14 protein-coding genes and 1 tRNA gene are annotated in these 16,781 nt (G+C 68.1%); 4 read left to right on the forward strand and 11 right to left on the reverse strand.

All coding sequences use genetic code 11. The features are described 5' to 3' along the window. The first annotated feature begins 1 nt into the window (after nt 1). Together W7S_RS09510 and dnaG are read left to right on the forward strand one after the other, a co-directional pair. Nucleotides 2–619, forward strand: coding sequence for a superoxide dismutase family protein (locus W7S_RS09510; protein WP_008255630.1), 618 nt, complete (start codon nt 2–4; stop codon nt 617–619). Between the two features lie 30 nt (nt 620–649). After that, nucleotides 650–2,602 (forward strand): DNA primase, encoded by a 1,953-nt coding sequence (gene dnaG / locus W7S_RS09515; protein WP_014711368.1) that lies wholly within the window; start codon nt 650–652, stop codon nt 2,600–2,602. On the opposite strand, the gene W7S_RS09520 is transcribed toward dnaG, so the two are convergent. Continuing rightward, nucleotides 2,586–2,864, reverse strand: coding sequence for a hypothetical protein (locus tag W7S_RS09520; protein WP_009953068.1), 279 nt, complete (start codon nt 2,862–2,864; stop codon nt 2,586–2,588). The genes dnaG and W7S_RS09520 overlap by 17 nt on opposite strands. Before the next feature lie 142 nt (nt 2,865–3,006). Between W7S_RS09520 and W7S_RS09525 the strand changes: the two genes are divergently transcribed. Continuing rightward, nucleotides 3,007–3,079, forward strand: a tRNA-Asn gene (locus tag W7S_RS09525). A gap of 28 nt (nt 3,080–3,107) precedes the next feature. Here W7S_RS09525 and W7S_RS09530 read toward each other — a convergent pair. From W7S_RS09530 to W7S_RS09570, 10 genes are all read right to left on the reverse strand, one after another. Continuing rightward, the gene (locus W7S_RS09530) at nt 3,108–4,493 is read right to left on the reverse strand and encodes an NtaA/DmoA family FMN-dependent monooxygenase (protein WP_014711369.1); all 1,386 of its coding nucleotides are present in this window, start codon (nt 4,491–4,493) and stop codon (nt 3,108–3,110) included. Further along, on the reverse strand, nt 4,490–5,611 hold the full coding sequence (locus tag W7S_RS09535; RefSeq protein WP_014711370.1) for an LLM class flavin-dependent oxidoreductase: 1,122 nt from the start codon (nt 5,609–5,611) through the stop codon (nt 4,490–4,492). Before W7S_RS09535 ends, W7S_RS09530 begins: the two co-directional genes overlap by 4 nt. Further along, nucleotides 5,608–6,729, reverse strand: coding sequence for an LLM class flavin-dependent oxidoreductase (locus tag W7S_RS09540; protein ID WP_014711371.1), 1,122 nt, complete (start codon nt 6,727–6,729; stop codon nt 5,608–5,610). The genes W7S_RS09535 and W7S_RS09540 overlap by 4 nt, the downstream gene beginning before the upstream one ends. A 142-nt stretch (nt 6,730–6,871) precedes the next feature. Continuing rightward, nucleotides 6,872–7,555: a serine O-acetyltransferase gene (gene cysE, locus W7S_RS09545; RefSeq protein WP_014711372.1), complete on the reverse strand. Its 684-nt coding sequence runs from the start codon at nt 7,553–7,555 to the stop codon at nt 6,872–6,874. Nucleotides 7,556–7,557: 2 nt separating this feature from the next. Beyond that, complete coding sequence (gene cysK, locus W7S_RS09550; protein ID WP_014711373.1) at nt 7,558–8,490, reverse strand: cysteine synthase A; 933 nt, start codon at nt 8,488–8,490, stop codon at nt 7,558–7,560. 486 nt (nt 8,491–8,976) lie between these two features. Further along, entirely contained in the window at nt 8,977–10,107 is a 1,131-nt protein-coding gene (locus W7S_RS09555; protein ID WP_041297821.1) for a YeiH family protein, read from the reverse strand. Beyond that, complete coding sequence (locus W7S_RS27120; RefSeq protein ID WP_168160307.1) at nt 10,101–10,253, reverse strand: hypothetical protein; 153 nt, start codon at nt 10,251–10,253, stop codon at nt 10,101–10,103. The genes W7S_RS09555 and W7S_RS27120 overlap by 7 nt, the downstream gene beginning before the upstream one ends. A gap of 140 nt (nt 10,254–10,393) precedes the next feature. Beyond that, a complete protein-coding gene (locus W7S_RS09560) occupies nt 10,394–11,197 on the reverse strand; it encodes a Stf0 sulfotransferase family protein (protein ID WP_014711376.1) in 804 nt (267 codons plus the stop codon). A 149-nt stretch (nt 11,198–11,346) separates the two neighbouring features. After that, nucleotides 11,347–11,604: a hypothetical protein gene (locus W7S_RS27795; RefSeq protein ID WP_369751737.1), complete on the reverse strand. Its 258-nt coding sequence runs from the start codon at nt 11,602–11,604 to the stop codon at nt 11,347–11,349. Nucleotides 11,605–11,722: 118 nt separating this feature from the next. Then, nucleotides 11,723–15,961 carry a bifunctional nitrate reductase/sulfite reductase flavoprotein subunit alpha gene (locus W7S_RS09570; RefSeq protein ID WP_041298208.1) on the reverse strand — a complete coding sequence of 1,413 codons (4,239 nt, stop codon included), beginning with the start codon at nt 15,959–15,961 and terminating at the stop codon, nt 11,723–11,725. A gap of 329 nt (nt 15,962–16,290) precedes the next feature. Here W7S_RS09570 and W7S_RS09575 point away from each other — a divergent pair, with 329 nt between their 5' ends. Beyond that, nucleotides 16,291–16,758: an LppP/LprE family lipoprotein gene (locus W7S_RS09575; protein ID WP_041298210.1), complete on the forward strand. Its 468-nt coding sequence runs from the start codon at nt 16,291–16,293 to the stop codon at nt 16,756–16,758. Nucleotides 16,759–16,781: the final 23 nt, after the last annotated feature.

Consider the following 16,781-nt stretch of genomic DNA (forward strand, 5'->3'; position numbering starts at 1 on the left):
CATGAAGAAATTCAGCGGCTCGCCTTTGATGGCCTCCCTTCTGATGGGGCTTCCCGTCGTCGCCATGACCGCCTGCAGTTCACCGCAGCACGAGAGCAGCCAGCCGGGCACCACCCCGCCGGTGAAAACCGCCGCACCGACGTCCTCCGGGGAGGCGACGACCCCGGCACCCGCCGGCGGCTCGCTCAGCGCGGAGTTGAAGACACCCGACGGCCGGACGGCGGCCACCGCGACCTTCGACTTCACCGGCAACTATGTGACCGTCACCGTCAAGACGGTGGCGACCGGCATCCTGACCCCCGGCCTGCACGGCCTGCACGTCCACGAGATCGGTAAGTGCGAGCCGAACTCGGTGGCCCCCACCGGCGGTGCGCCGGGCAACTTCTTGTCCGCCGGCGGCCACTACCAGGCGCCCGGCCACACCGGCAAGCCCGAGAGCGGCGACCTGGCGACGCTCGAGGTGCGCCAGGACGGCGCGGCCTACCTGGTCACCACCACCGATTCGTTCACCCGGGACGACCTGCTGGCCGGTACCAAGACCGCGCTGATGCTGCACGGCGCCCAGGACACCGAGAACGCGATGGATCGCGTCGCGTGCGGCGTCATCGGAACGGGATAGCGTTCGCCGCCGCGCGCTTAGACTGAGCCGATGTCAAGCCCGGCAAGTTCACGGAGCGACGGCGACGCGCGCGCCCGGGGCCGCGGCCGGATTCCGGACCGCGACATCGCCGCCATCCGCGAGCGGGTGCGCATCGACGAAGTGGTCGGCGATTACGTGCAGTTGCGGCGCGCGGGCGCGGATTCGCTCAAGGGGCTGTGTCCGTTTCACGACGAGAAGTCGCCGTCGTTTCACGTCCGCCCCAACCACGGCCACTTCCACTGCTTCGGCTGCGGCGAGGGTGGCGACGTGTACGCCTTCATCCAGAAGATCGAGCACGTCAGCTTCGTCGAGGCGGTCGAGCTGCTCGCCGACCGGATCGGTCACACCATCACCTACTCCGGCCCGGCGACCAGCGTGCAGCGCGACCGCGGCAGCCGAAGCCGGCTCGTCGCGGCCAACGCGGCCGCGGCGGAGTTCTACGCCGCGGCGCTGGAATCCGACGAGGCTGCGCCGGCGCGGCAGTATCTGACCGAGCGCAACTTCGATGCCGAGGCGGCCCGTCACTTCGGTTGCGGGTTCGCACCGTCGGGCTGGGACTCACTGACAAAGCACTTGGTGCGCAAGGGTTTCGAGTTCAAGGAGCTGGAAGCGGCGGGCCTGTCGCGGCAGGGGCGCCGCGGGCCGATGGACCGCTTCCATCGCCGCCTGCTGTGGCCGATCCGTTCCTCGGCCGGCGAGGTGATCGGTTTCGGCGCCCGGCGGCTCTTCGACGACGACCCGATGGAAGCCAAGTACATCAACACCCCGGAGACGCTGCTGTACAAGAAGTCGAACGTGATGTTCGGCATCGACTTGGCCAAACGCGACATCGCCAAGGGCCATCAGGCCGTCGTCGTGGAGGGCTACACCGACGTGATGGCGATGCATCTGGCCGGGGTCACCACGGCCGTGGCGTCGTGCGGCACGGCTTTCGGCGACGAGCACTTGGCGATGCTGCGCCGACTGATGATGGACGACAGCTTCTTTCGCGGCGAGCTGATCTACGTGTTCGACGGCGATGCGGCCGGGCGGGCCGCCGCCCTCAAGGCGTTCGGCGGCGAGCAGAACCTGGCGGGTCAGTCGTTCGTGGCCGTCGCGCCGGACGGCATGGACCCCTGCGATCTCCGGCTGAAGTCCGGCGACGGCGCCCTGCGCGACCTGGTGGCCCGGCGAACGCCGTTGTTCGAGTTCGCGATCCGGTCGGCGCTCGCCGAGATGGACCTGGACAGCGCCGAGGGCCGGGTGGCCGCGCTGCGGCGCTGCGTGCCCATGGTGGGCCAGATCAAGGACCCCACGCTGCGCGACGAGTACGCCCGCCAGCTCGCCGGGTGGGTCGGCTGGGACGACGTCGCGCAGGTGATCGACCGGGTGCGCGGGCAATCCAAGAACGCCAAAGCCCCGGCCCGCGGCGGCGCCGGACCCAAGGCGTCGCGGCGTGCGGAGCAACCCGCCGCCGCGGCCCATGCCGCCGCCAGCCGTCCCGACCCTCGCGACCCCACCCTGTGGCCCCAACGGGAGGCACTCAAGTCGGCGTTGCAGTATCCGGCGCTGGCCGGCCCTGTCTTCGACACGCTGACCGTCGAGAGCTTCACCCACCCCGGCTACGCCGCCATCCGCGCGGCGATCGAGACCGCCGGCGGCACGTCGAGCGGGGTCACCGGGGCGCAGTGGCTCGAGGTGGTGCGCGATCGGGCGTCGTCGCCCTTGACGGCCGCGCTGATCAGCGAGCTGGGCGTCGAGGCCATCCAGGTCGACGAGGAGAAAATGCCGCGCTATATCGCCGGCGTGCTGGCCCGCCTGCAAGAGGTGTGGATGGGCCGGCAGATCGCCGAGGTGAAGTCGAAGTTGCAGCGCATGTCGCCGATCGAACAGGGCGACGAGTATCACGCATTGTTCGGCGACCTGGTAGCGATGGAGGCCTACCGGCGCAGCCTGCTGGAGCAGGCTAGCGGCGACGAGTAGAGGTCTCGAGCTCCTCGTCGGGCAGCGGCTCGACGTCGCGTTCCATGATGGCGGTTTGGTCGTCGATCTGCGCCAGCGTGACAAAGCCGGCGTCCGGGGAGATCCGGTTCGCGATCTTGCGGCGTCCCCCCTCGATCATCGACTTGGCCACCGGGCTGCTGGTTAGCGCTCGATAGGTGCCGACGATCTGCTCGTATCGCCGACGACCGGCTTTCGAGCCCAGCACGTAACCCAGTCCCAGCACCACGACATACCGGATCAAAGCGTTCCTCCCGACTATCGATGGCTCCATCCTGCCTCACCGGGTGGGGTGCGTGCGCGGTCGACCGGGTGAGACGGTGGCGACCCGCGCCAGTTGGGCGCGGTCGTGCCAGTACGCTAGAGTCGTCCCGCGATCGGGTTAGTCCCCTGTAGCTCAATTGGCAGAGCATTCGGCTGTTAACCGAAGGGTTCCTGGTTCGAGTCCAGGCGGGGGAGCAGCAAAATTCAGCGGGCCGCTCGGCCGTCACTGCCCGCTCGCGATACCGGCCGGATTTCCCGCCCATCCCGGCGTCGGCGACAAACCCAGATGCTCGCGCAGCGTGTGGCCGCGGTACTCGGTGCGGAAGCTGCCGCGCTCCTGCAGCAGCGGGACCACCTTGTCGACGAACTCGTCGAGGCCGTGCGGCGTCAGGTGCGGCACCAGGATGAAGCCGTCGCAGGCGTCCGACTGGACGTAGCGGTCGATCTCGGCGGCCACCTGCTGCGGCGTTCCGACGAACTGCTGGCGGCTGGTCACCTCGATGATCAGCTCCCGGATCGAGAGGTTTTCGGCTTCCGCTCGGGCCCGCCAGGTTTGGGCGACCGTCGTGGGATCGCCGTGCCGGACGCGTCCCCGCGTGATGTTCGGGTTCTCGACGGGGTCGACGTCGGGCAGCGGCCCGTCGGGATCGTAGGCCGACAGGTCCACGCCCCACACCTGCTCGAGGAACGCGATCGCGGTCGGTCCGCTGACCTGCTGCTCGCGGATGTGGCGCGCGTTGTCCTGCGCCTCGTCGGGGGTGTCTCCCAGCGCGAACGTCGCGCCGGGCAGGACCTTGAGCTGGTCGGGGTCGCGCCCGTGGGCGGCGGCGCGGCCCTTTACGTCGGCGTAGTAGCGCTGCCCCGCCTCGAGCGATCCGTGCAGCGTGAACAGGGCGTCGGCGTGCTTGGCGCCGAAGTCGCGGCCGTCGCTGGAGTCACCGGCCTGCAGCAGCACGGGGTGTCCTTGCGGCCCGGCGGGCAGCGCGGCCACGCCGTGGACGCCGAACTGCGGACCGAAATGGTCGACGACGTGGATGCGGGCGGGATCGGCGTAGATGCCGGCGTCGACGTCGGCGATCACGGCGTCGGGTGCCCAGCTGTCCCAGAACTTGCGCGCGACACGGATGAACTCCTCGGCCCGGTGGTATCGGTCGGCGTGGGCGAGGAATCCGCCGCGGCGGAAGTTCTCCCCGGTGAACGCGTCGGAGGAGGTGACCATGTTCCACGCCGCACGCCCGTCGGAGAGGTGGTCCAGCGTCGCGAATTGCCTTGCCACCTCGAAGGGTTCGTTGAAGGTGGTGTTGATGGTGCCGGCCAGGCCGAGTCGGTCGGTCACCGCGGCGAGCGCGGCCAGCACGGTGAACGTGTCGGGACGGCCGACGACGTCGAGGTCGTGGATTTTGCCGCGGTGCTCGCGCAGCCGCAGCCCCTCGGCAAGGAAGAAGAAGTCGAACAGCCCCCGCTCGGCGGTCTGGGCAAGGTGCACAAACGATTCGAACGCGATCTGGCTGCCCGCGCTCGGATCCGACCACACCGTGGTGTTGTTCACCCCGGGGAAGTGGGCGCCCAGGTGTATCTGCTTGCGCTGTCCCGCATCTCGAACGGTCATCCGGTCAGTCCCCATCGTTTGGCGATCAGTTCATGCGAGCGCAGCCGGTCGGCGTGCCGGTGGGTGACGGACGTGATGACCAGTTCGTCGGCGCCGGTGACCCGGCGCAGCAGCTCGAGCCGGTCGGCGACCTCATCGGGATTGCCGACGAATTGTGTCGCGGTGCGGTCGGCCACCAACGCCTGCTGGGCCTCGGTCAGGGGTTCGCAGAAGTCGGGATCTGGGTAGGGGATCGCGCCCCGGCCGCTACGAATGGAATACACCCAGTGGCCGTAACTGGACGCGAGGTAGCGCGCGGTGGCGCTGTCCTCGGCGACCACGACGTCGGCCGACACCACCACGTACGGCCGCGCCAGCCGGGCGGAGGGGCGGAAGGCGTTGCGGTACGCGGTGATTGCGTCGAGCGCGGTGCCGGGGGTGATGTGGTAACTGGCGACGAACGGAAGCCCGCGGGCGCCGGCCACCTCGGCGCTCTGTCCCTTGGTGCTGCCGAAGATCCACGGTGTCAGCTGCGCGTGTTCGCCGGGAACCGCCCGCAGCTGATGGCCGTCGACGGCGTAGGTGCCGTCCAGCATCGCTTCGATGTCGGCGACCTGGTCGGCGAAATCCGCCGGCTGCGCGCACGGTTGGGCGAGCACCGACGCCTGCGCCCGCATCCGTTCGGATCTCATCAGCGGGGTTTGGTCGAACGGTGTGGGGACGAGCAGGCCGTCGACGTCCCGCCACGGCTCGGGCGCGCGGTCGGGCTGGGGGGCGCGCGAGGTTGCGGCCTCTTGCCGCCGCTGCCCGGAGCGGCCCAGGCCCATGTCGATGCGGCCGGGATGCAACGCGTCGAGGATGCCGAAGCTTTCCACCACGGCAAGCGCCGTCGTGTGGCCGGCCTGCACGGCGGCCGATCCGACGTGAATGCGCTCGGTGGCCGCGGCGATCTGGCCGATCAGCGTCACCGGCGACGAGCTGGCCACCGCGACGAAGTGGTGCTCGGCGAGCCAGTAACGCTTGTAGCCCCATTGTTCGGCGTGCTGGGCCAGGTCGATGGTGTTGCGCAGCGCCGTCGCTGCGTCGCTGCCGGCGCTGATGGGTGCCAGGTCCAGGACCGACAGGGGAGTGAGGCTCATGACGGCGCCGTCGCGTAGCGGTTGGGGACGGGCGCCAGGCCGAGGCGGTCGCGCAGTGTCTCGCCCTCGCGGTAGCGGGTGCGGAACCGCCCGGCGCGCTGCAGCAGCGGCACCAGGTCGTCGACGATCGCGGGCAGGTCGATCGCGTTGACCGCGGGCCGCAGCCGCACCCCGTCGACGCCGGCGTCCTGCCAGGCGAGCAGCAGCTCCGCCAAATCGCTTGCGCGGCCACGGAAGACGTGCGCGTCGGAGGAGATGGCCGCGCCCGGTGTCAGCGGATCCTCACCCAGCGACACCACCAGATCGGCGTAGGCCTGGATCCTGCGGCCCGTCGCACGCTGCGCCTGGCCGACCTCGGCCAGGATCGCGCGCAGCGATTCCTCGTCGCGTGGGGTGACGAGCACCAGGTCGGCGCTGGCGGCGGCGAATTCGTAGACGCGCGGCGCGTGCGCCAGCGCCGCTACCACCGGCTGGCCCTGGGGAGGGCGCGGGGTGATGGACGGTCCCTTGACCGAGAAGTGCTCGCCGGCGAAGTCGATGTAGTGCAGCTTGTCGCGATCGATGTAGCGGCCGGTCGCCACGTCGCGGATGACGGCGTCGTCCTCCCAGCTGTCCCAGAGGCGGCGCACCACCTCCACCGCGTCGGCGGCCTCGCGGAAAAGTTCGTCGCCGTCGGGGGCGGATCGCCGGCCGAACAGCGCCGCCTCGTGTGCCGTCGCGCTCACCCGCACCTGCCAGCCGGCCCGGCCGTGCGAAATATGGTCAAGCGTCGCAATCGCTTTCGAGACATGGAACGGCTCGGTGTGGGTGACCGTCGCGACGGGGATGAGGCCGATGTGTGCGGTGACCGGCGCGATGCGCGCGGCCACGAGTGTGGCGTCGGCGCGCCCCGCCAGGCGCCGCGGCGAGATCTCGGGCCGGCGGCCCGGCTGCGCATCCAGGCTGTCGTCGATGGTCAGGAAGTCCAGCAGGCCACGTTCGGCGGTGGCGGCCAGCGCGGCCCAGTATCGCCCGCTGAGTTGCCCGCCGCCGGTTGCGTTGTGCGCGAAGGCGTATCGCCACGCGTGGGGGTGCCACCCGTAGCCGTCGAGCCCCACGGCCAGATGCAGCTCGGTCATGACCGGACCGCGGAATCTGCCGTCGGGACGCCGTCGTGCGTCGTGTCCATAACCCACTGTGCAACGCTCAGCGCGGCAATGCATTCCGGGGCGGGGTTAACGTCAGCGTGAGTAATACTTTGCCGAGTTCATCGCCGAAGAATCAGATGGAGAAGTCCTCGCCGTACCAGACTCCGGCTTCGGGGGGCCGGATGACGTGGTTGGTCTGCGCGCCGTCCGCCCGGGCCTCGAGTTTGGTCACCCGGGTCAGCAGTGACTGCAGGCTGACACCGACCAGATCGGGCATCATCGAGTCGTCCGGACTGCCGGGACGGCTGCGGCTGATGACCTGTCCGGGCACCCCGATGACCACCGCGCTGGACGGAACCTCTTTGACCACCACGGCGTTGGCGCCGATTCGGCTGTCGTCGCCGATTTTTATCGCGCCCAAGACCTTTGCACCCGCGCCGATGATCACCCGGTCGCCGATGGTGGGATGGCGCTTGCCGGTGTCCCTGCCGCTGCCGCCGAGGGTGACGCCGTGGTAGATCGTCACGTCCTCGCCGACCTCGGCGGTCTCGCCGATCACCACGCCGGTGGCGTGATCGATGAACAGCCCGGGGCCCAGGACGGCGCCGGGATGAATCTCGACGCCGGTCAGGATCCGGGTGATCTCGGCGGTGATCCGCGCGATCAGCCTCGCCCCGCCCAGCCACAGCCAGTGGTTGATGCGGTGAAGCCAGATGGCGTGCACCCCGGGGTAGGCGAAGATCACCTGCAGCGTGGTCGGGGCGGCGGGGTCCCGTTCCCTGGCGGCCCGGATGTCGGTGCGAATGGCGTCGAGCATGACTAGTCGGCCAGGTCGGCGAACAGCGGCGTGCTCAGGTAGCGCTCGCCGAAGTCGGGCAGCACGACGACGATGAGCTTTCCGGCGTTTTCCGGGCGGCGGGCGACCTTCAGCGCGGCCGCCAGCGCGGCCCCCGAGGAGATGCCGACCAGCAGTCCCTCTTCGGCGGCCAGCCGCCGGGCCAACGTCATCGACTCTTCGTTGCCGACGGTGATGACCTCGTCCACCAGATCCATCGCCAGCACCGGCGGGACGAAACCGGCGCCGAGGCCCTGGATGGGGTGCGGCCCTTTCTGTCCACCGGAGAGCACCGGGGACCCCTCCGGCTCGACGGCGATGAATTGCGCGGAGGGCTTACGTTCCTTGATGACCTGCGCCACCCCGGTGAGGGTGCCGCCGGTCCCGACCCCGGCAACGAAGATGTCCACCTTGCCGTTGGTGTCGCGCCACACTTCCTCCGCCGTTGTCTTGCGGTGGATTTCGGGGTTGGCCGGGTTCTCGAACTGCTGCGGCACGAAGTACCGTTGGTCGCTCTTGGCCAATTCCTCGGCCTTGGCGATGGCGCCCGGCATGCCCTCCGGACCGGGTGTCAAGACGATCTCGGCGCCCAACGCGCGCAACAACATTCGCCGCTCGACGCTCATCGTCTCCGGCATGGTCAACACGCAGCGGTAGCCGCGTGCGGCGGCCACCAGCGCCAGCGCGATGCCGGTGTTCCCGCTCGTCGGTTCGAGAATGATCGTGTCCGGCTTGATCACGCCCGCCTTTTCGGCCGCGTCGATCATCGCAACCCCGATGCGGTCCTTGACACTGTTTCCCGGGTTGAAGAATTCCAGCTTGGCGACGACGTCGGCGACCGCACCGTCGGTGACCCTGTTGAGCCGGACCAGCGGGGTGTTTCCGATCAGTTCCGTGACGTTCTCGGCGATGCTCATCTACCTTTTGTCTCCAACGATGTAGGACCAGGCCTCTCAGCCTGCCAGCTAATATCGAACTCTATGTTCATCACGGTCGGGATGGCTAGCGCCGCATAATCGAGTCGAGCCTGATCAGGGCCGCTGCGGCTAGCTCCCGCCAGGGCGTGAATCGGCTCGGACGATACGGTCATCGGTCGCTAATTTTCCTGAAAATCTCCGTGAGCCCGCGTCTTGACGCCGCCGGACAAATACACCGAAACCGCCCTGACATGGGCTAGCGCGCGGATTTCTACAGTGTCAGAGGCGTGCGGATCAACAACAGCGACACGAACAGTCCGCGACGCGCGACGGGACAAAGCGCAGCTGTACGGAGTGTTGCATGCGTCCACTATAGGACAGGCGAGGTTTTCGCCCGTTGGGCTCAGCCGGGATCCGCACCGTCTGGGCTGGTCATCCCTTCGATCGGCTCGACGCGAGGGTTTCCGCATGGTGTCGGCGCCGTGCCTAGGCGCTGACACCCCACCCGAGCAGCCGCGACGTCAGCAGCACGATGCCGAGCGAGACGGTGGCGACGACCGTCAGCCCGATGACCGCGACGACCAGCGGGCGCCAGCCGGTGCGCGCGATCTGACGGATATCGGTGTTGAGGCCCACACCAGCAAAGGTCAGCAGGAACGCCCATTTCGACACGTTGGCGAGGTTGGCGGTTTGGCCCTTGGTCAGCCAGCCCGCGGTGGCGATCGCCGACACCGCCAGGAAGCCGAGCACAAATTTCGGGAATTTGTTCCAGACGAACGCGGCCTTGGCATTGGCGCCCCGCGCGATCTCGTCGGCCTCCCCGCGCGCGGCCCAATACAGCGCGAAGCCCAGCACGACGAACCCGATCAGCGCGTTGCGGGTCGACTTCACCAGCACCGCGATCTTGCCGGCGTGGTCGGAGTACAGGTAGCCCGTGGCGGTGGTTTCGGCGGTGTTGTCCACGGAAAGCCCTGCCCACAAACCGAATTCGTGATCGGTGAGCCCGATCGCGTGGCCCAGCGGAGGCAACACGAACAGTGACACCGCGCCCAGCGCCAGGATCGCCGCGATCGCGTAGCTGACATCGGAATTGCGGGCCCGGATTGCGCCCTTGGCCGCCACGATCGCCGACACCCCGCAGATCGACGTGCCGATCGCCAACAACGAGCCGAGCTTGCCCGACAACCCGAACGCGCGGGCCACGACGATGATGATCGTCCCCGCGATCGTCATGTCCACCAGGATCTGCACCAGGCTGATCCCGCCGAGCTTGGCGATGTCGCCCAGCACGAAACGCGAACCGAGCGCCACGATGCCGACCTTGAGCCAGAATTCGTAGGTCAGCACACCGGGGCGAAAGATCGGGTGCAGGCCAACGGTATTGGTGATGAGCAGCCCAATCACGATCGCCCACAACACGTATTCGATGTCGGGCACCGTCCAGTGTTGGTGTTTGGCCAGCGCGTTCCACCAGATCTGGGCGTACTTGCCCAGCACCCCGACGCCGATCAGCAGCAGGATGCCCGGGACATAGTCGAGCGGACGGGTACTGGTGAACGTGGCCTCGGCAGACGTTTCGCCGGGCTCCGCGCGCACCGTGCTCACGCCGGTCACCACGGAACCTTCGGAAGCACGTCGGCCATCGCCAGCGCGACGATCACGCCGGCCACCGCGGTCGCCCACCAGTCCACCGATATCGCGCCGAGCCTCGCGGTCCAGCGCGGTCCCCGCAGCGCGTCGTCCCCTGGCACGCCCTCACCCACGATGGCCACTCCTCACGCGACTCCCCGGGCGACAGTGGCGGCTTAGCGCAGCCGCATCCCGTTGAGGGGAATCGTGGCTCGTGGGTCCGGCGCGTCCAAGTGATTGACTCGGGCAGAATTTAGCTCGCCGGGGCGGTCGATCAGGTTGGCAGGCCGCGCTTCTCGGCGTCGGCACGGTAGCGGTCCACCCACTCGTCGGAGCGATGGTCGGCCTGGCGTTCCAGCACCGGCTCCGGCGCCAGCTGCGGGTCAAGACCCAGCGCCTCGAGGATGGAGGCCACCACCTGGGTGAGGTTGCGCCACAACACCGGATACGGAATCTCCATGGGCGTGATGCCCTCCTGGGCGAACCAGTTCCGCCAGCCCTCTTCTTGCGCGCGCAGCATCGTGACCACGTGAGCGATCGCCCCGGCGTGGTAGGTGGCGCGCGCGTCGCGGGCCGGGTCGGGCCTGCCCCGCCAGACGCGGGTCTGCACCGCCCGCCAAAACGACACCGCCTGCGAAATCACGTCGGGCCGGTAGACGTGAATCAGCAGGGGGTCTTCGCCCACCACGTCGCGGATCGCCGCGAGCAGCCCGTCGCCGCTTCGGTCCGGCAGGTTCTTGGCGCGGTTGAGCAGCAGCGGTGTCTGGTTCCACATCAGCTTGCCGCCCCACACCCCGTTCGGCGTCCGTCCGACCGTACGGATGTAGGCGCGCCAGATCTCGGGCGGCGCGAGGTCCGGAGTCCCGGCGTCCAGCGGGTCAAGCAGATTCAGGATCGACTCGTCGTCGACGCCGGCGAACCACTCCCGTGGCTGCGGCGACTGGCTGGTGGCCGGCAAATACTGAAAGAACTCCTGCGGCTCGCCGGCCACGCCGGTCGCGCGCAGCGATTCGACCAGCAGCGTGCTGCCGCTGCGCTGCGACGCCAACACCAGGTATGACGACGGACTCTTTGTCACCCGCAGAGTCTAACCAGAATTTGAAATCCCAATCTGTCAAGCACGATTAGGGTCGGCGTGAATGAAAACCTTGCGTCGAGCCGCCCTTTGCCCGCATGGCTGCGGCGCGGACGGCCAGCCACAGCCACGGTTTCGTGAATCCAAGGGATTCAGGAATATTCGAGGTTTTGTTTCGTCGCAGCCAAAGGAGCCTGCTCGGCGGCGATCTCGCAGACGCACAAGCGCCTACGCATCAGGTGCTGGGCGTAAACCTTGTCGCGCTGATCGCGCGAGAACGCGACGTCCAGGTTGACGGGCAGACCCGCCCAATCCACGCGCTCCTCCGTCACGCCGACGCGTCGCAGGCGGCACCGCAGCGGACAGCCGTTCTTGACGACCCGATCGGGTCCATCACACTCCCGAGTCATACGACGACCCCTTCAGGTGCGCGACCTTCTTGAGTGCATCGTGCGACTCGGATGTTTCATCGGCGGATGCGCGATGTTTCCGCTGTATTACAAGTTCGATGTCAGCGGCGGATCGGCGCTAGTAGACGTCGCGGTGGTAGCGCTTGTCGGCGCTGAGCCCTTGCACGTACGCCTGCGCCGCGTCCGGGTCGAGGTTGCCGAATTCGGCCGCGATGTCGCACAGCGCGCGGTCGACGTCTTTGGCCATCGGGTCGGCGGTGCCGCAGACGTAGAGCTGGGCGCCGTCCTGCAACCAGCTCCACAGCTGCGCGCCGCGGTTGCGCATCAGGTGCTGCACGTAGACCTTTTGCTGCTGGTCCCGGGAGAACGCGAGGTCCAATTCGGTGAGGAAGCCGTCGTCACGCATCTGTTCGAGTTCGTCGCGGTAGTAGTAGTCGGTGGCGGCATGTTGCTCGCCGAAGAACAACCAGTTGGGTCCGGTGTGGCCGAGCGCGCGCCGCTCCTGCAAAAAGCCGCGGAAGGGCGCGATGCCGGTGCCCGGACCGATCATAATCATCGGCGTGTTCGGGTCGCTCGGCGGGCGGAAATTGCTCGACGCCTGCAGGTACACGGCGACTCGATCGCCGGGCGAGCGGTCGGCGAGGTAGGTCGAACACACCCCGCGGCGCGGGACGCCCTGGAAGTTGTAGCGCACCGGTGAGACCGTCAGATGCACCTCGCCCGGGCACTCCTTCGGGCTCGACGAGATCGAGTACAGCCGCGGCTGAAGGCGTTTGAGCACTCGCAGCCACTCGTGGGCCGACGCGATGACCGGCAGCTGCGCCAGCAGGTCGATGGATTGCCGGCCCCACGACCAATCTGCCAGGGCGCGCTTGTTTTCCGGCTTCAGCAGCTCCGCGAGTTTCGCATCACCCGTGCGCTCCTGCACGAACCGCACCAGGTCCCGGCTGATGTGGGCGATCTCGATGCGCTCGGTGAGCGCCGAGCGCAACGACATCAGCCCGTGCTCGCCGACCTCGACGGGGGTCTGCGCGTCCAGCCCGGTGACGGACAGCCATTCGTCGACCAGCTGATCGCTGTTGCGCGGCCACACCCCGAGCGCGTCACCGGCCTCGTAGGTCACGGCTTCTGGCAGGTCGAAAACCAAGTGCCGCACGTCTTTTGCCGATTTCGGCCGACTCAGCACGGTATTGCGGACCATGCCGGTGATCAGCGGATGCTTCTTGCTGTACGTGCTCGGCGCGGGCGGACCCGGGCGCGACGGCGCCACCACCGCGGAGGCGCGGGCCGGCGCCGCCGCCCTGCCGTCGCCGCCGACGGAGGTGGGGGTCCGGGTCAGGGCGTCGATGATGTCGCCCAGCCACTTCGCCGCGGAGTCGTCGTAGTCGGGTTCGCAGTCGACGCGGCCGGCGAGGCGGGTCGCGCCCAGCTCGGCGAGCCGCGCGTCGAGATTGCGTCCGTGGCCGCAGAAGTCGTCGTAATTGGAATCGCCCAGCGCGAGCACGGCGTAGCGGGTATCGGTGAATCGCGGCGCGGATTCAGATGTCAGCGCCCGCCACAGGCCGGCACCGTTGTCGGGTGCGTCGCCGTCACCGGTGGTGCTGGTGATGAGCAACAGCTCCCGCGTCTTGGTCAGCTCGGCCACCGGGAAGTCGTCCATGCCGTGCAATGAGACCGGCAGCTTGGCGTCGGCCAGTTGTGCGGCGATGTCGGCGGCGAGCTCCTCCGCGGTCCCCGTCTGCGACGCCCACAGCACCACGACGGGCGCGCGCTCGGGCGCGGGTGGGGGGCCGGCCGGCGCGACGGGCGGCTGCCCAACGGCCGGCGCCGGAGCCGATGGGTGCGCCACCGGCAGCGCCACCGGCTCGGGTCCGTCGACGCGCGAGAACAATCCCGCCAGTAGGCCGTCCACCCACAACCGGGTGCCGGAATCGAACGGCGCGCTCGGCGGCAAGGTCGGCACCCCGGCGGTGCGGCGGCCGGCGTCCGAGCGGAGCCCGGTCAGCATCCCGGCGAGGTAGGCGCGGCCGAGCTCGTTGAATTCCGGCTTGGGCAGTGATGTCACGCCGAGCAATTCGCCGAGGGTGTCGAGTTGGGACACGCTGATTTCTCGTACCTCCGTGGCCGCGGCTTCCGGTGCGTCGGTGTTCGCCGTCGTCGTGGCATACGGATCGGGTCGGGAGACGGCTACTTTCGTCAAGGTGACGGCGCACGCCTTGAATTCGGGCTGGTTCGAGATCGGGTCGACGGTGTCGTTGGTGACGGCGTTGATCGACAGGTACTCGCCGAAGGCATCGTTCCAGTGGAACGGCGCGAAGCAGTTGCCCGGTCGCACCCGATCGCTGACGACCGCGGGCAGCACCGCGCGGCCGCGGCGTGAAGCGATTTCGATCGGATCGTCGTCGGCAATATCAAGCCGCGCGGCGTCGTCGGGGTGGATCTCGACGAACGGTCCGGGGTTGAGCTTGTTGAGCTTGGCGACCTTGCCGGTCTTGGTCATGGTGTGCCATTGGTGCGGCAGCCGGCCGGTGTTCAGCAGGAACGGGTAGTCGTCGTCCGGCATCTCCTCGGGCAGCAGGTGCGGGCGGGCGAAGAACGCCGCACGGCCGCTCGGCGTCGGAAAGGCCAGCCGCGGCACCGTGCCGTCGTCGCGGACCAACTGTGATTGGCTGACACCGTCGTTCAGATAGCGGATCGGGTTGCGGTCGGCCTCGCTGTCCGGCGCGCACGGCCACTGCACCGGACTCCGGCGCAACCGCTCGTAGCTGATTCCGCGCAGGTCATAACCGGTCTTCGGGTTCGAGAACCGCTTGATTTCCTCGAAGACCTCCTCGGCGGAGTCGTAACTGAACGCCTCCGAAAAGCCCATCTCGCAGGCGATCCGGGCGATGATCCGCCAGTCCGGCATCGCGTGACTCGGTGCGGGGACCGCCGGCTGGAACAGCGTCATGTTGCGCTCGGAATTGACCATCACCCCCTCGGACTCCGCCCACAGGGCCGCCGGCAATAACACGTCGGCGTATTCGGTGGTCTCCGTCTCGAGGAACGCATCCTGGACCATCACCAATTCGGCGCGCTCCAGTCCGGCCAGCACCGTCTTGCGGTTGGCAACGGAGGCAACGGGATTGGTGCAGACGATCCAGCACGCCTTGATCTGTCCGGCGGCCATTCGGGAGAACATGTCGATGGTGCCGGTGCCGACCTCGGTGCGCAGCGTTCCGCGGGGGACGCCCCACAGGTCTTCGACGAACTCGCGGTCCTCGGCCGAGGCGACCGACCGCTGCCCCGGCAGACCCGGTCCCATGTAACCCATCTCGCGGCCACCCATCGCGTTCGGCTGCCCCGTGAGGGAGAAGGGACCGCTGCCGGGCTTGCAGATGGCCCCAGTGGCCAGATGCAGGTTGCAGATCGCGTTGGTGTTCCAGGTGCCGTGGGTGCTCTGGTTGAGGCCCATCGTCCAGCAGCTCACGAAATTGTCGGCCTCGCCGATCATCTGGGCCGCCGCGCGGATGTCGTCTTCGGCGATGCCGGTCATTTCGCTGACCTTGTCGGGGGTGTACTGCGCCAGGAAGCTGGGCATCACCTCCCAGCCCTCGGTGAACTCGGCGATGAATTCGGGGTCGGTGTGGCCGTTCTCGACGATCAGGTGCAGCAGGCCGTTGAGCAGCGCCAGATCCGACCCCGGGGCGATCTGCAGGAAGAGGTCCGCCTTGTCGGCGGTCGCCGTGCGGCGCGGGTCGACGACGATCAGCTGTGCGCCGGCCTTGACGCGGTCCATCATGCGCAGGAAAAGGATCGGGTGGCAGTCCGCCATGTTGGCGCCGATGACGAAGAAGACGTCGGCGCGTTCGAAGTCCTGATACGAACCTGGGGGGCCGTCGGCGCCCAGCGAAAGCTTGTAGCCAGAACCCGCACTGGCCATGCACAGTCGCGAGTTCGACTCGATCTGGTTGGTGCCGATGAAGCCCTTGGTCAGCTTGTTCGCCAGGTACTGCGCCTCGATGGACATCTGGCCGGACACGTACATCGCGAACGCGTCCGCGCCGTGTTCGTCGATGATCGCCCGTAACCGTCTCGCGCACTGGGTGATCGCCTGATCCGTGTCGATGGCCTGCAGCGGTTCGCCGCGATCGGTGCGCACGTACGCCGAGTCCATGCGGCCGGGGGCGCCCAGCATGTCCGCGGTGGTGGCGCCCTTGGTGCACAGCCGGCCGAAGTTGGCCGGATGTTCTTTGTTGCCAACCGACTTGGTGACGTGACCGCGACCCGTTTCCGGGTCCCTTGTGATCTGCAACACCATGCCGCAACCGACGCCGCAATACGCGCACATGGTGTTCACGGCGTTCTCCTCCGCCATGGACTCCGTGGCCACGCTCACGTCCCTCCGTCGAGTGCGTACGGGTTAGCTCCGTATCGAGTGAGTTCATTGTGGAGCAGGCATGTTTCGCCGCCGCTCCCCGAAATTTCCCCCCGTTTACTTTCTTCTCTCACCGGCCGACACGCCGCTGTGAAATCGTCGGGGGAATTCGCGGCGGGGGATTGCGTTACCGCAGGTCACCATTGACCACCCGCCCCGCACGAGGTTACGTCGCGCGCCCCGCGCGACGCTTCTCAGAACGGGCTTTCCGACCAAACCGACGGAACATTCACAGTCTTCGCTAAGCTCACCGCGTGCGTCGGTTCACTGTGATCGTGCTGGTTTTGCTGGCCTGTGGTTGCGGCGGCAAAGCGCCCGCGCCACCGCAGGCCAAGCCCGACACCTGCAAGGCCTCCGACGGGCCGACCGCCGACACCGTGCGCCAGGCGATCACCGCGGTCCCCATCGCGATCCCCGGCACCATCTGGGTTGAAATCGGGCGCGGCCATACCCGCAACTGCCGGTTGTCGTGGGTGCAGATCATCCCCACGATCGCGAATGAGTCGACTCCCCAGCAGCTGCTCTTCTTCGACCACAACAGGCCGCTCGGGACCGCCACTCCGAACCCAAAGCCGTACATCACCGTGCTGGCGCCCTCGGATGACACCGTGACCGTTCAGTACCAGTGGCAGAAGGGAAATGATCAGCTGTGCTGTCCCAGCGGGATCGGGACGGTGAAGTTCCGGATCGGCCCGGACGGCAAGCTGCAAACCGTCGGCAAGGTTCCCAACCAATAACCCGTCGGGCCAACGACTTCGAC

It is taken from the genome of Mycobacterium sp. MOTT36Y, from assembly GCF_000262165.1.
GTDB classification, from domain to species: Bacteria; Actinomycetota; Actinomycetes; order Mycobacteriales; family Mycobacteriaceae; genus Mycobacterium; species Mycobacterium intracellulare.